Origin of the sequence: Alloyangia pacifica, assembly GCF_900116195.1 — a bacterium.
Taxonomy (GTDB): domain Bacteria; phylum Pseudomonadota; class Alphaproteobacteria; order Rhodobacterales; family Rhodobacteraceae; genus Salipiger; species Salipiger pacificus.
Map to the genome: position 1 here is coordinate 1 of NZ_FOZW01000023.1, position 13,229 is coordinate 13,229.

Annotated in this window: 13 protein-coding genes, 1 tRNA gene and 1 pseudogene; 7 read left to right on the plus strand and 8 right to left on the minus strand. The window is 67.4% G+C overall.

The window, feature by feature from the left end; all coding sequences use genetic code 11:
- Positions 1-384 (minus strand): annotated as a pseudogene (locus BM397_RS27350) (transposase); the annotation flags it as partial.
- 104 nt (positions 385-488) lie between these two features.
- On the opposite strand from BM397_RS27350, the gene BM397_RS27355 reads away from it, so the two are divergent.
- Positions 489-1,607 carry a phage portal protein gene (locus BM397_RS27355; protein WP_092431019.1) on the plus strand — a complete coding sequence of 373 codons (1,119 nt, stop codon included), beginning with the start codon at positions 489-491 and terminating at the stop codon, positions 1,605-1,607.
- A 270-nt stretch (positions 1,608-1,877) separates the two neighbouring features.
- Here BM397_RS27355 and BM397_RS27360 read toward each other — a convergent pair.
- Together BM397_RS27360 and BM397_RS27365 are read right to left on the minus strand one after the other, a co-directional pair.
- Positions 1,878-1,967 (minus strand) — tRNA-Ser (locus tag BM397_RS27360).
- Between the two features lie 109 nt (positions 1,968-2,076).
- Positions 2,077-3,723 carry an electron transfer flavoprotein-ubiquinone oxidoreductase gene (locus BM397_RS27365; RefSeq protein ID WP_092431020.1) on the minus strand — a complete coding sequence of 549 codons (1,647 nt, stop codon included), beginning with the start codon at positions 3,721-3,723 and terminating at the stop codon, positions 2,077-2,079.
- Between the two features lie 304 nt (positions 3,724-4,027).
- Between BM397_RS27365 and greA the strand changes: the two genes are divergently transcribed.
- The 4 genes from greA to BM397_RS27385 all read left to right on the plus strand — a co-directional run bounded on the left by greA (position 4,028) and on the right by BM397_RS27385 (position 6,759).
- Positions 4,028-4,498, plus strand: coding sequence for a transcription elongation factor GreA (gene greA, locus BM397_RS27370; RefSeq protein ID WP_092431021.1), 471 nt, complete (start codon positions 4,028-4,030; stop codon positions 4,496-4,498).
- A 29-nt stretch (positions 4,499-4,527) separates the two neighbouring features.
- Complete coding sequence (locus tag BM397_RS27375; protein WP_092431022.1) at positions 4,528-5,541, plus strand: hypothetical protein; 1,014 nt, start codon at positions 4,528-4,530, stop codon at positions 5,539-5,541.
- A 199-nt stretch (positions 5,542-5,740) separates the two neighbouring features.
- Positions 5,741-6,436, plus strand: coding sequence for an AzlC family ABC transporter permease (locus BM397_RS27380; protein WP_245696262.1), 696 nt, complete (start codon positions 5,741-5,743; stop codon positions 6,434-6,436).
- A complete protein-coding gene (locus BM397_RS27385; protein WP_092431025.1) occupies positions 6,433-6,759 on the plus strand; it encodes an AzlD domain-containing protein in 327 nt (108 codons plus the stop codon). The genes BM397_RS27380 and BM397_RS27385 overlap by 4 nt, the downstream gene beginning before the upstream one ends.
- On the opposite strand, the gene BM397_RS27390 is transcribed toward BM397_RS27385, so the two are convergent.
- The 4 genes from BM397_RS27390 to BM397_RS27405 form a co-directional block, all read right to left on the minus strand.
- Positions 6,744-7,385 carry a hypothetical protein gene (locus BM397_RS27390; protein ID WP_176806964.1) on the minus strand — a complete coding sequence of 214 codons (642 nt, stop codon included), beginning with the start codon at positions 7,383-7,385 and terminating at the stop codon, positions 6,744-6,746. The genes BM397_RS27385 and BM397_RS27390 overlap by 16 nt on opposite strands.
- Positions 7,386-7,467: 82 nt before the next feature.
- Entirely contained in the window at positions 7,468-7,602 is a 135-nt protein-coding gene (locus tag BM397_RS27395) for an aa3-type cytochrome c oxidase subunit IV (RefSeq protein WP_092431089.1), read from the minus strand.
- 103 nt (positions 7,603-7,705) lie between these two features.
- Entirely contained in the window at positions 7,706-8,740 is a 1,035-nt protein-coding gene (locus BM397_RS27400; protein ID WP_092431026.1) for an MBL fold metallo-hydrolase, read from the minus strand.
- A complete protein-coding gene (locus tag BM397_RS27405; protein WP_092431027.1) occupies positions 8,740-10,440 on the minus strand; it encodes an acyl-CoA dehydrogenase in 1,701 nt (566 codons plus the stop codon). Before BM397_RS27405 ends, BM397_RS27400 begins: the two co-directional genes overlap by 1 nt.
- A 127-nt stretch (positions 10,441-10,567) precedes the next feature.
- Between BM397_RS27405 and BM397_RS27410 the strand changes: the two genes are divergently transcribed.
- On the plus strand, positions 10,568-11,515 hold the full coding sequence (locus BM397_RS27410) for an L-threonylcarbamoyladenylate synthase (protein WP_092431029.1): 948 nt from the start codon (positions 10,568-10,570) through the stop codon (positions 11,513-11,515).
- Positions 11,516-11,698: 183 nt separating this feature from the next.
- On the opposite strand, the gene BM397_RS27415 is transcribed toward BM397_RS27410, so the two are convergent.
- Positions 11,699-12,283, minus strand: a complete 585-nt coding sequence (locus BM397_RS27415) for a YqgE/AlgH family protein (protein WP_092431030.1) — start codon at positions 12,281-12,283, stop codon at positions 11,699-11,701.
- A gap of 135 nt (positions 12,284-12,418) precedes the next feature.
- On the opposite strand from BM397_RS27415, the gene BM397_RS27420 reads away from it, so the two are divergent.
- Positions 12,419-13,219: a protein-disulfide reductase DsbD domain-containing protein gene (locus BM397_RS27420; RefSeq protein ID WP_092431090.1), complete on the plus strand. Its 801-nt coding sequence runs from the start codon at positions 12,419-12,421 to the stop codon at positions 13,217-13,219.
- The last annotated feature ends 10 nt before the right edge of the window (positions 13,220-13,229 follow it).

Genomic DNA, 13,229 nt, shown 5'->3' on the forward strand with positions numbered 1-13,229 from the left:
GGAGAACTGCCCGCGATGCTCGGCCACGAACGCCGTCGCCATTGGGCTCGAACCAATGGCGCCTCAATGGCTCCACTCACTTTGCATCCCTGGCGAAATACGCGCTCGGCATTGTCCTCGAACCAACGGCGGACAAGCCTCGCCCTTTTTTAGGATGTCGCGCTCCTCCGAGACCCGCGCCAGCTCCTTCTTCAGACGCCGGATCTCGGCGTCCTCCTCCGCCTCTCCCGAGGACGCCTTCGCGAACTTCTTCTTCCAGGCGTAGAGCGAATACGCGCTGCCCCCCAAACACTCCGACACTTCCCTGACCGGGTAGCCCCGCTCGGTGATCTGCGCGACCGCGTCCCGCTTGAACTCATCGCTCAACTTGCTGCTGCTCATCATGGCCTCCTTGCCTCAAAATTAGCGAAGAAGGCGTCCACGATACACAGGGCTATTCAGCCTTCGCTGATCTCTTTCGCCGGACCTCGCCTGAGACCCGCTCGAACATGAGTCTCGCCGCCCTCGGCGCGACGTGGCTCGCGCAAGGCGACGGCTACAGGCACAGGCCCGAGGCGCTCGCCGCTTCCGAGGCAGCAATCGGGCTGATCTCTGACAGCTTGTCCGCGCTTCCCTTCCGCGTCTACCAGGAAGGCGAGGCCGGGCGCGTCGAGGTGGCAGGCCACCCATTCTTGCGCCTGACGAGGCGTGGCGTCGCTGGCGGGCGCCTCACCTTCCCGGGGTTCGTAAGCTGGCTCGTGCGGCAGGCCCTGACCTACGGCAACGGGCTTGCGAAGATTGAGTCCGACGGTCGTGGCGTCGTGGTCGACTTTCTGCCGATCCCTTGGCGCGGCGTCTCGGTCGAGGTGAGCGACGCCGGGCGGATCATCTACGTGTGCTCCGGCGACGGGCTCTTCGCCCCGCGCGGCCAAACCGTGCGTCTCTTGCCGCATGAGGTGCTTCACCTCCGATGCCCGACCGACGACGGCTTGATCGGGGTTGCGCCCTTGGCGCGTGCGCGCGCGGCGTCCGAAGCAGCCGTCGAGATCGACGCGACGAGCCGAGCGCTTTGGAAGAACCTGACCAAGCCCGCCTACGTGCTCATGCACGAGAAGAGCATCTCCGAGGGTGCTGCGGCGCGCCTCAAGCGCCAGTTCGAAGGTCTGATCGGAGGGAGCGGCAAGGGCAAAGGCGTGCTTCTTGAGGAAGGATTGAAATTCGAGGGTGTCGAGATTCAATCGGCAGAAAGCGCCGAGGCGCTCGACTCCCGCCGGTTCACGGTCGAAGAGATCGCCCGTGTTTTCGCGGTGCCGACGCCGCTTATCGGCTCGATGCAGGGCGCGACCCTGACCAACGTCGCACATCTGCGCGTCCACTTCGCTCAATCGACCCTTTCGACTTGGGCGAGGCGGCTCGAGGCAGAGATGGCGCGGGCCCTATTCTCCGACGACGAGATCGAGCGCATGAGCATCGAGGTCGACTTGTCCGGCATCCTCCGAGGCGACGCGGAGACGCGCTTCAAGTCGTGGGACGTGGCGCTCAGGTATGGCGTGCTCACCGTCAACGAGGTGCGCGAAGCCGAAGGCTATGGGCCAATGCCTGCGGTCGTACCCGAGCGCGAGACCTGACACTCACCCGGCTCCGAGCAGGCTGCACGACGGCGTGAGTCGGAGATAGCGACATGGCCGATCCGGCAGCGCGCGCTGAAGTGTCCTACTCCGCCGCCCCTGAATCGCGTTATTTTAGGCGATCGGAAGGGGCGCGCCTGTCGGTGGCTAGCAACAAGCCCGGATCGGCAGGTGCCGATTTATGCTCTAACGCTTTTGGGGTGCTTTAGGTAGACGACTTCGCGGGAGCAGTCGTTTTTGCCAATTCTTTCATGCACTTATGCGTGAAAATGGCGGAGAGGAAGGGATTCGAACCCTCGAGACGGTTCCCCGCCTACACACTTTCCAGGCGTGCGCCTTCGACCACTCGGCCACCTCTCCGCGGACCGCTCTACAGGAAAGTCGCGACCGGGCGCAAGAGCCGGATCTCGAAAAATTTTGCCCCGGCGCTTGGCCGGGGCATGTCGTTGGGTCAAGAAGGCAAACCGTCTCACATATTGGGGTAGTTCGGGCCGTCTCCGCCCTGTGGCACCGTCCAGTTTATGTTCTGCGAGGGATCCTTGATGTCGCAGGTCTTGCAGTGCACGCAGTTCTGGAAATTGATCACAAACTCCGTCTTGCCCTCGGTCTCGACGAACTCGTAGACCCCCGCCGGACAGTAGCGTTGCGCGGGACCTGCGTATTTCGGCAGGTTGTCGAGCACCGGCACCCGCTTGTCCTTGAGCTTCAGATGCGCCGGCTGGCTCTCCTCGTGGTTGGTGAAGGAGAAGCTGACGTTGGTCAGCCGGTCGAAGCTCAGCTTGCCATCGGGCTTGGGGTAGTCGATCGGCTGGTGCCCTGCCGCAAGCTCGGTCGAGGCCGCGTCGGTCTTGCCGTGCTTGACCGTGCCGAAAAGCGAGAAGCCGAAGCTGTTGGTCCACATGTCGAAGCCGCCGAGGGCCAGCGAGCCCAGCAGGCCGGTCTTCGACCAGAGCGGCTTGACGTTGCGCACCTTCCACAGGTCCTTGCCAATAGCGCCCTCGCGCACTTCGCTCTCGTAGGCCGAGAGCTCGTCCGAGGCGCGCCCGGCCTGGATCGCCTCATAGGCCGCCTCTGCCGCCGCCTTGCCCGAGAGCATGGCGTTGTGGTTGCCCTTGATGCGCGGCACGTTGACCATGCCCACCGAACAGCCGAGCAGCGCCACGCCGGGCGCGACCATCTTCGGCATCGACTGGAAACCGCCCTCCGAGATCGCCCGCGCGCCATAGGCGACGCGCTTGCCGCCCTCGAGCAGCGCAGCGACGTGCGGGTGATGCTTGAAGCGCTGGAACTCCATGTAGGGATAGAGGTGCGGGTTGCGGTAGTTCAGGTGCACCACGAAGCCGACGTAGACCTGGTTGTTGTCGAGGTGGTAGATGAAGGCCCCGCCCCCGGCATTGCCGCCCAGCGGCCAGCCCATGGTGTGCTCGACCCGGCCCTCGCTGTGCTTGGCGGGATCGATCTCCCAGATCTCCTTCATCCCGAGGCCGAACTTCTGCGGGCAGTGACCGTCGGAGAGGTTGTACTTCTCGATCACTTCCTTCGACAGCGAGCCGCGCACGCCCTCCGACAGGAAGACATATTTGCCAAGCAGCTCCATGCCCGGCTCGTAGCCCGGGCCCGGGGTGCCGTCGGCCTCCTTGCCGAACTCGCCGGCGACGACGCCGCGGATCTCGCCATTGTCGCCGTAGACCAGCTCCGAGCAGGCCATGCCCGGGAAGATCTCGACCCCGAGCGCCTCGGCCTGCTCCGCCATCCAGCGGCAGACGTTGCCCATGGAGACGATGTAGTTGCCGTGGTTCGACATGAATTTCGGCATCGGCCAGTGCGGGATGGTGACCTTGCCAGCCTCGCCGAGAAGGTAGAACTTGTCTTCCTTGACGGGCACGGTGACCGGCGCGCCCTTTTCCTTCCAGTCGGGGATCAGCGCATCGAGACCGCAGGGGTCCAGAACCGCACCCGACAGGATGTGCGCACCCACCTCGGAGCCCTTCTCGAGCACCACCACGTTCAGATCCGCGTCGAGCTGCTTCAGCCGGATCGCGGCCGAGAGCCCCGCAGGCCCCGCCCCCACGATCACCACATCATATTCCATCGACTCGCGCTCGATCTCGGCCATGCCGGTCCTCCGCTGGCTGTTTGCTGTAATTATCTTGCGCATTGGCGTAGCGCGGCAGCGCAGCACAGGTCAATCGAAACGCGGCATAAAAGGTGCCTGTCGCGACCTTCGGAAAATAATAGTGGACAGGCGATGAATCTTATCCGGCGGAGCGCCGCACATCCGCCCCTGCCCTGCACGCACAGCCCGCCCTTGCCAAAGCGCGGGACAATGCCCACTCTTGCCAGAACTGACCACTCATGGTTTTAGACGGCAAACACAAAGGGGCCGGGCACAGGCCCCGGGACAGTTGCGGAAAGACTCTATGGAAAAAATCCTGATGACCCGCGCGGGCTTCACCGCGCTCGAGACCGAATTGAAAACGCTCAAGTCCGTCGAGCGTCCGGCCATCATCAAGGCCATCGCCGAGGCACGCGAGCACGGCGACCTGTCGGAGAACGCCGAGTACCACTCCGCGCGTGAGAAGCAGAGCTTCATCGAGGGCCGGATCAAGGAGATCGAAGGCGTGATCTCGCTGGCCGAGGTGATCGATCCCGCGAAATTGTCCGGCTCGGTGAAATTCGGCGCGACGGTCACGGTGGTCGACGAGGACACCGACGAGGAGAAGACCTGGCAGATCGTCGGCGAGCACGAGGCCAACATCGAGAAGGGCCTGCTCAACATCAAGTCGCCGATCGCCCGCGCCCTGATTGGCAAGGAGGAAGGCGACAGCGTCGAGGTGCGCACTCCCGGCGGCGAGAAGAGCTACGAGATCCTCACGATCGCCTACAAGTAACGCACCACAGGTAAGGGTCGCGCCGCATCATGGCAGACAGCAACGACAGCCGCTCCGCCCCGCTCGGCATGTATGACCAGGGCGAGAAGCGCCGCATGAGCGGCATCGAGATCGCCGCCTTGGCGGCCAGCCTCTTCTGGCTCGTGCTGTCAGGCGGCTATGTGTTCACCCTGGGCACCGCCGTGCCCGGTGGGCTGGGATTCGTGCTCGCGGTCATGGTGGTGTTCCTGCCGGTGGCGATGATCTGGGTGGCGGCGCTGACCGCCCGCGCGTCGCGCGTGATGCGCGAGGAGAGCCAGCGGTTGCAGACGGCGATCGAGGCGATCCGCAAGTCCTACCTGACCCAGGCGCAGACCGGGCGGAACGACCCCTCGGCCAGCACCCTCGCCCGCAAGCTCGACGAGATCGCGGCGGCGCAGCGCAAGATCGAGACAACGCTGGCCATGCTCGGCTCAACCCGCGCCGCGCAGGCCGCTCTCGAGGCGCAGGGGGCCGCGCCCGCCGCCGCGCAGCCGCAGGCCGAAGACCAGCCGGCGCTGTCTCTCGGCACCCCAGCCGAGGCGCTCGAGCCGCCACTCGGCAATGCCGATTTCATCCGCGCGCTGAACTTCCCCGACACCGCCGAGGACCTCGAGGGGTTCGCCGCGCTGCGCCGCGCCCTGAAGGACCGGCCGGCGGCGCAGTTGATCCAGGCCTCGCAGGACGTGCTCACGCTGCTGTCGCAGGAAGGCATCTACATGGACGACCTGCAGCCCGACCTCGCCCGCCCCGAGGTCTGGCGCGAGTTCGCCAAGGGCACCCGCGGGCGCGCCGTTGCGGCGCTCGGGGGCGTGCGCGACCGCTCCTCGCTGGCACTGAGCTCGGGGCGGATGAAGCAGGACGCCATCTTCCGCGACGCGGTGCACCACTTCCTGCGCCTCTATGACCGAGCGTTCGTGCGTTTCGCCGAACACGCCTCGGATACCGAGATTGCCGAGCTCTCGAACACCCGCACCGCCCGCGCCTTCATGCTTCTCGGCCGCGTCGCCGGCGCCTTCGACTGACGTCAGGGCTTCTTCTCTTTCAAAATACGCCGGGGTGAAATGGCCGCAGGCCATGAGGGGCAGCGCCCCTACCCCCCTACCCCCCTCCCGCCGCGCGCCACGCATCCCGTCAGCGCCGGACAAGCAGCGCTGCACGCGATTGCATCTCCCCGCGCCCTTGGCTACGCCTTGCCCGGTTGATCGCGCCAAGGAGACCCCCGTGCCGACCCCGAGTTCCAATTACTGGCAGGGCTTCCAGGCCGGGCTGCCCTTCCTGCTGGTGATCGCGCCCTTCGGCACGCTGTTCGGCGTGCTGGCCACCGAGGCCGGGCTGACTGTCTTCGAAACGCTGAGCTTCTCGGTCGTGGTGATCGCCGGCGCCGCGCAATTCGTCTCGCTGCAGATGCTGCAGGATCATGTGCCGACGCTGATCGTGCTTGCCTCGGCGCTGGCGGTGAACCTGCGCATGGCGATGTATTCCGCCGCCATCACCCCGCACTTGGGCGGCCTGCCGCTGTGGAAACGCGCGCTGAGCGCCTACTTCCTCGTCGACCAGACCTATGCCGCCTCGGCACTGGAGTTCGAGAAGCACCCCGAGAAGACGCTGGCGCAGAAATTCGCCTTTTTCATGGGCGCGATGACGCCGATCTGCCCGCCTTGGTATGCCTTCACCCTGCTCGGTGCCTGGCTGGGCGAGGCGGTGCCCGCCGACTTCGGCCTCGACTTCGCGCTGCCCATCGCCTTTCTCGCGATGATCGCCCCGGCGCTGCGTACCGGCGCGCATGTGGTGGCAGCGCTGGTCGCCACGCTGGCCACGCTGCTGCTGGCCTTCCTGCCCTACAACCTCGGGGTGCTCTGCGCCGCGACCCTCGGCATGGCTGCCGGGGCCGAGACCGAACGGAGGATGCAGAAATGATTGATCGCGGAGACCTCTGGCTGGTGATCCTCGGGCTGGGACTGGGCAGCTTCGCGCTGCGCTTCCTCTTCCTCGGGCTGGTCGGCGACCGTCCCCTGCCGGAATGGCTGACCCGGCACCTGCGCTACACCGCCGTGGCAATGATGCCCGCGCTTGTCGCACCGCTTGTGGCCTGGCCCGCCGCCACCGGTGGTCAGACCGACCCGCTGCGGCTGCTCGCCACGGCGGCGACGCTGGGCGTCGGCCTGCTGACCAAGAACGTGATCCTGGCGATCCTCAGCGGCGCAGTGGCGATGGTCGCGGGCGGTTACCTGCTGGGCTGATCGTCCGCGGCGGCGCTCTGCTCGAAGGCCGCGACCGCCAGTTGCTTGTCATCGGAATCCTGCTCGCGCAGCACCTGCTCGGTCACCCCGGGCATCTGCGCCAGCTGGTCGGCAAGGCTCCTCGGGAACCAGGTCCGGTGGATGCCCTCGAATCCCGGCAGCTGGCTGAGCACCGAGGATGTCGCCTGGGTGCAGAAGCTCTGCGACACCGGGCCATAGGCCTGCGCCGCGCGCAGCGCCTGCTCGGCGACCTCGGGGGGCACTTCGATGCTCTGGATGCGCACGCGATAGGTCTCGCGCGCATGGGCCCGCGCGTAGAACTCCGCGACCTCGGGCGTCACGCCGTAAAGCACGTCATCCACTTCCGGCACGTTGCTCGCCCGTACCGAGCCCGCCGGGTCGAAGACCACCCGCTGCGAGGGCGCGCTGATCATCAGGCTCGAATGCGCGCCGGCCTCCGAGCGGTTGCTGATCATCGTGTAAAGCGTCAGCTTGGTCGGACCACTGTCAACGTAGCGCGCCGCCGCCACCTGCTCGGGGGTGGCGTTGGGATAATGCATCGACGGGGTGCATCCCGCCAGCGCAAGCGCTGCGAGACCGGCCAGGAACGTGGCGCGATGGAACATGAAAGCCGACCCTCTTTGGTCAGCGGGCGGCTCCTCCGCCGCCCGGCCGTGGCTGAAATTCTCCTCCCTAGACCCCGCGGGATCAGGAGTTGAAGATCGCCAGGAACAGCAGCACCGCGATGATCACGTAAACCGTGCGGATGACCCACTTGATGAAGCCGTGAAAGGTCTGCTCCTGCGCGGTGATATCCATGCTGCCGGGCTTGTAGTCTGCCATGTGTCCGTCCATCCCTCGGGCGTTTCTTCTCCGCCCAGAGGCTTAGCGGATTCTGCACCAGCTGTCACCTGTTCTTGAGCCCGCGCAGCTGCGGCGTGATGGATCAGCCCCGCACCGCCTGCCACAGCCAGGCCCCGTCCTCGCCAAGCGTCCGCGTCGCGCGTCCCTCAACGTAGAGATGCTGGCAATGCGCCATGGCCTCGACCAGCGCCAGCCCGTATTCCGCATCGCCGATCGTGCGCTTGAACAGCGGCGCAAAGCAGTCCCCGGCGCTCTTGGGCGTGTCCAGATGCGCCTCCAGCCGCTCCAGCGCGCCATGGTGGTTGTCGATCAGCTGGCGCATGCGGAATGGCAATCCGGTGAACGGCAGCTTGTGCCCACCCAGCACGAAATGCTCCTCGCGCGCCATCGCGCCGAGACGCTCGCAGGCCTCGAGCCAATCGCCCACCGGATCGGCCTCGGGCTCGGTCGCATAGACCCCGAGGTTGGAGCTGATGGTCGACAGGATCTGGTCCCCCGCCAGCACGAGATCGTCGTCCTGCGACCAGAAGGTCGCATGCTCGGGGGCATGGCCATTGCCGATATGCACCTCCCAGTCGCGCCCGCCCATGCGCAGCACGTCGTCCTGCTGCAGCCGGGTGAAGCCGAGCGGCATCGGCCAGACGCAATCGGCGAAATTGAAGGGCCGCTCCGTCCGTCGCCGCTCCAGCACTCGCGGCTCCATGCCGCAGCGCTGCCAGTAGGTCACCTGCTCGGGCGGCGGCGCGTCCTGCGCGTCGAGCTGCAGCATGCGCGAGAACAGCCAGGCGGTGCGCGTGGTCAGCAGCTCCGCCCCCTGTTGCTGGAACCAGCCCGCGAGGCCGACGTGATCGGGGTGGTGGTGGGTCACCACCACCCGCCGCACAGGCTTGCCCGCCAGCGGCCCGGCCAGCAGCGTTTCCCAGACCCGCAGCGCCCGCGGCGTGTGCATGCCGGTGTCGATCAGCGTCCAACCATCGCCATCGTCCAGCGCGTAGACGTTGACGTGGTCGAGCTTCATCGGCAGCGGCAGGCGCATCCACAGCACCCCCTCGGCAACTTCGAGGGCCTCGCCCCAGGCCGGGGGCGTGTCGAACGGGTAATGCAGGGCAGGCTTCATCAGGCGGCAAGGTCCTCGGCAGTGATGGCCATCAGCTCGGCGTCGCCCCGCGCGACATGGGCCAGCAGGCCGGCATGTTCGGGCAGGAGCCTCGTGATGTAGAAGCGCGCGAGACGCGCGTGGGCTCCCGAAGGGTCTGCCATGGCCGCGCGCAGATGGAAATGCCCCCCGAGCACGCGGGCAAAGGCGCGCAGGTAAGGCACTGCCACCCCGAAGCGCTCCGGCATGGGCCGGGCGACCAACGCCTCGGTGGCCTCGCGCAGGCTCTCCGCGGCCTCCCAGACCGCGCCGGCAAGCTCGGGAGCGGTTGCCTTGGCTGCCTCGGCCTGCGCCTCGATCTCGTCGAGCAGCCGCCCCGCCGCCTCGCCGCCGTCCATCAGCTTGCGCCCCACGAGGTCCATCGCCTGGATGCCGTTGGTGCCCTCGTAGATCGCCGTCACCCGCACATCGCGGTAGTATTGCGCGGCACCGCTTTCCTCGATGTAGCCCATGCCGCCCCAGACCTGCACGCCCGCCTCGGCCGCCTCGCAACCGACATCGGTGCCAAAGGCCTTGGCGATCGGCGTCAGGAAGGCCGCGCGGGCGATCCACTCGGCCTCGTCGGTGGCGCGGCCCATGTCGATGGCGACGGCGCAGCTCAGCGCGATCGCGCGCGCCGCGAGGATGTCCGCCTTCATCCCTGCCAGCATCCGCCGCACGTCGGCGTGGCCGACAATGGTGCCGTCCGGCGACCGGCCCTGCTTGCGCTCCATGGCATACTCCAGCGCGTGCTGATAGGCGCCCTCGGCGGCGCCGATGCCCTGCCCGCCGACGCCGAGCCGGGCGTTGTTCATCATGGTGAACATCGCGCGCATGCCGTCGCCTTCCTCGCCGATCAGCCAGCCCGTCGCGCCATCGAAGCTCATCACGCAGGTCGGCGAGCCATGCAGGCCCATCTTGTGCTCGAGACTCACCACCTTGAGGTCATTGGCCACCCCCGGCGCGCCACCGCCGTCTGGAATGTACTTGGGCACGAGGAACAGGCTGATCCCCTTGGTTCCGGCGGGTGCGTCGGGCAGACGCGCCAGCACGAGGTGGCAGACGTTCCCGACGAAGTCGCAATCGCCCCAGGAGATGAAGATCTTCTGCCCGGTCACCGCGTAGGTGCCATCGCCATTGGGCGAGGCCTTGCTGGTCAGCGCGCCCACGTCCGATCCCGCCTGCGGCTCGGTCAGGTTCATCGTGCCGGACCATTCGCCCGAGATCAGCTTGGGCAGGTAGAGCGCCTTGATCTCCTCGCTGGCGTGATGCTCCAGCGCCTCGATCTGGCCCTGCGTCAGCAGCGGGTTGAGCTGCAGCGCGAGGCAGGCCCCGGCCATCATCTCGTTCACTGCGGTGCCCACCGCCACCGGCAGCCCCATGCCGCCGTGCTCGGGGTCGGCAGAGACGGCGACCCAGCCGCCCTCGGCAAGCGCGGCATAGCCCTCGGCAAAGCCCGGCGAGCTGCGCAGCACGCCGTTCTCCAGCACCGCGCCCTGCAGGTCGCCCGCGCGGTTCAGCGGCGCCAGCACCTCGTCGCAAAGCCGCCCGGCTTCGCCCAGCACGGCCTGCACCATGTCGTCGCTCGCCTCGGCGTATCGCGGCGTCGCGCTGACCTCGTCAAAGCCGACCACCTCCTTGAGCAGGAAGGTCATTTCAGCGACGGGCGCGCGATATGGCATGGCAGGTCCTCCGATCCTGGTTGGCAAGGCGGGTCCCCTCGGGTAGGGAGGATCCCACGATTTCGGTGCGACCCTAAGACCATGGCTCGCCCCTGACCAAACGGAACGCAGCGTCACGGAAAGCCCGATGCCCGACACCTCCACCCTGCGCCTGCCCGCCGATGCGGCCGGCATCGCCCGCGCCGCCGATCTGCTGCGCGATGGCAAGCTCGTCGCCTTTCCGACAGAGACGGTCTACGGGCTCGGTGCCGATGCGCGCGACGACGCTGCGGTGGCGGCGATCTATGAGGCCAAGGGCCGTCCCAGCTTCAATCCGCTGATCGTTCACGTGCCCAGCATCGAGCACGCCAAGGAGCTGGTGCATTGGTCCGGCACGGCGGAGAACATCGCCCAGGCCTTCTGGCCGGGCCCGCTGACGCTGGTACTGCCGATCCGCGAGGACGCGGGCATTTCCGATCGCGTCACCGCCGGGCTCAGCACGCTCGCCGTGCGCCTGCCGGCCGCGCCGCTGGCCCGCGACCTGCTCACCGCCTTCGGCGGCCCGCTCGCCGGCCCTTCGGCAAACCGCTCGGGCCGGATCAGCCCGACCACCGCCGACCACGTGCTCAGCAGCCTCGACGGGCGCATCGCCGCGGTGCTCGACGGCGGCCCCTGCCCGGTCGGCCTCGAAAGCACCATCCTCGGCCTCGCCGGCCGCCCCACCCTGCTGCGCCCCGGCGGGATCAGCGCCGAGCAGCTCTCCGAGGCGCTCGGCCACCCGGTGATGCGCCGGCAGGAGCGCGAGGCGATCTCCGCTCCCGGCCAGACCGCCTCGCATTACGCGCCGCGCGCGCGGATGCGGCTCAATGCCGCCGAATGGCGCGAGGGCGAGGCCCGGCTCGGCTTCGGCGACGTGGATTGCGATCTCAACCTCTCGCCCGCGGGCGATCTCGACGAGGCGGCCTCCAATCTCTTTGCCCACCTGCACCAGCTCGATGCGGCTGGCGCCGAAGTGATTGCCGTGGCCCCCATCCCGCATGTGGGCGCGGGCATCGCGATCAACGACCGCCTCAGCCGCGCCGCCGCGCCGCGCTGAGACGGACCCGGCGCGCCGGTCGCCTTCATTTTTCCAAATATACGCACCCCTGCCTTCCCCACGGCGCGGTGCGGCCTGGCAGATGCCGGACGCCTCCGGCGGGCATATTTGAAGAACAATGAACCCCGCGCGGCGCTCAGGCCCGACCGTCCGCAGAGCTCAGGCCCAGCCAACTGAAGGGCTTCAGGCCCGACCGCCCTCGCCCGAGAGCGCCAGCGCCGCGATACCGAGGCTGTCCAGGGCCGCGCCCCACTTGGCGGCATCGGCCGTGCCGAACACCAGATCCCGGGTGGCCGGGCAGACCAGCCAGGCATTTTCCGCCAGCTCGCCCTCGAGCTGTCCCGGTCCCCAGCCGGCATAGCCGAGCATGGCGATCCAGTCGTCCGGCCCGTCGCCCCGCGCGATGTGTTCGAGCACATCAAGCGTGCCGGTCATGGAAAAACCGTCGTCCACCTGCAATGTGGTCAGCTCCGAGCGGTAGTCGTTGCTGTGCAGCACGAAACCGCGGCCCATCTCGACCGGTCCGCCGAAATGCACCGGCTCGTGCCCCGAGCCAGGCTCGGCGTCGATTCCCAGCTGTTCGAACAGGCCTTCCAGCGTCACTTCCGACGAGGGCTTGTTGAGGATGAGCCCCATCGCCCCTTCGTCGGAATGGGCGCAGAGGTAGATCACCGCATGCTCGAAACGTTCGTCGCCCATGCCGGGCATGGCGATCAGCAAGGACCCGGTCAGGTCGGTGGCGCCGGAGGCGATCTGGCTGTGCGTCATGAGGACCTTTCTGCGATCTGCCTCCCGAGTGTGACCTTCCCGACCTGAGGGTGCAAGCACACATCCGGCTTGAAACACCGCGCTCTCGCTGCAATGTGACTTGGCAGGAGCGGGGGGAGACGCCATTTGAAATTCATGATCCGCGATATCTTCAGAGTCCTGACCTGCCTTTGCGCCTTTGGCCTGCCGCCACTCGTCGCCGGCACCGCCCATGCCGAAGAGCCGGTGGTAGCCGAACTGCGCCCCGGCTGGCGCCTGCCCGACGGTGACCACATGGCAGCGCTGCACCTGCGCCTCGCGCCCGGCTGGAAGACCTACTGGCGCGCCCCCGGCGATGCCGGAATTCCCCCGGTCTTCGACTGGAGCGGTTCGGACAACGTGGCGCGAGTCACCGCGCTCTGGCCGACACCGCATGTCTTCCGCCAGTCCGGCGCGCGCTCGGTGGGCTACAAGGGTGAGCTGGTGCTGCCGCTGCGGATCTCCGGCAACGGCGGACCGGTGACGCTCGAGGCGAACATGATGATCGGTGTGTGCAGTGACATCTGCGTGCCGCAGACGCTGCATGTGACCGCCGTTCTACCCGACAGCACCAGCGTCGATCCGATGATCGCCGCGGCGCTCGCCGAGGCTCCCTTCACCGCCAAGGAAGCCCGGGTCAGCGCCGTGCGCTGCACCGTCAGCCCTGCGAAGGGTGGACTGAAGCTGCGCGCCGAGATCGACATGCCGGCGATTGCCGGCCCCGAGGAAACCGTGGTGGAGGCCGGCCAGCCGGAGCTCTGGGCCTCGGAGCCGAGGACACAGCGCAAGGGCAACACGCTGATCAGCGAAACCAGGCTGATGCACATGGAGGGCAAGCCCTTCGCCCTCGATCGCTCGAAGCTGCGCTTCACGGTGCTTGGAGACAGCCACGCGGTCGACATCCAAGGCTGCGGCTGAGCCAGCTTCT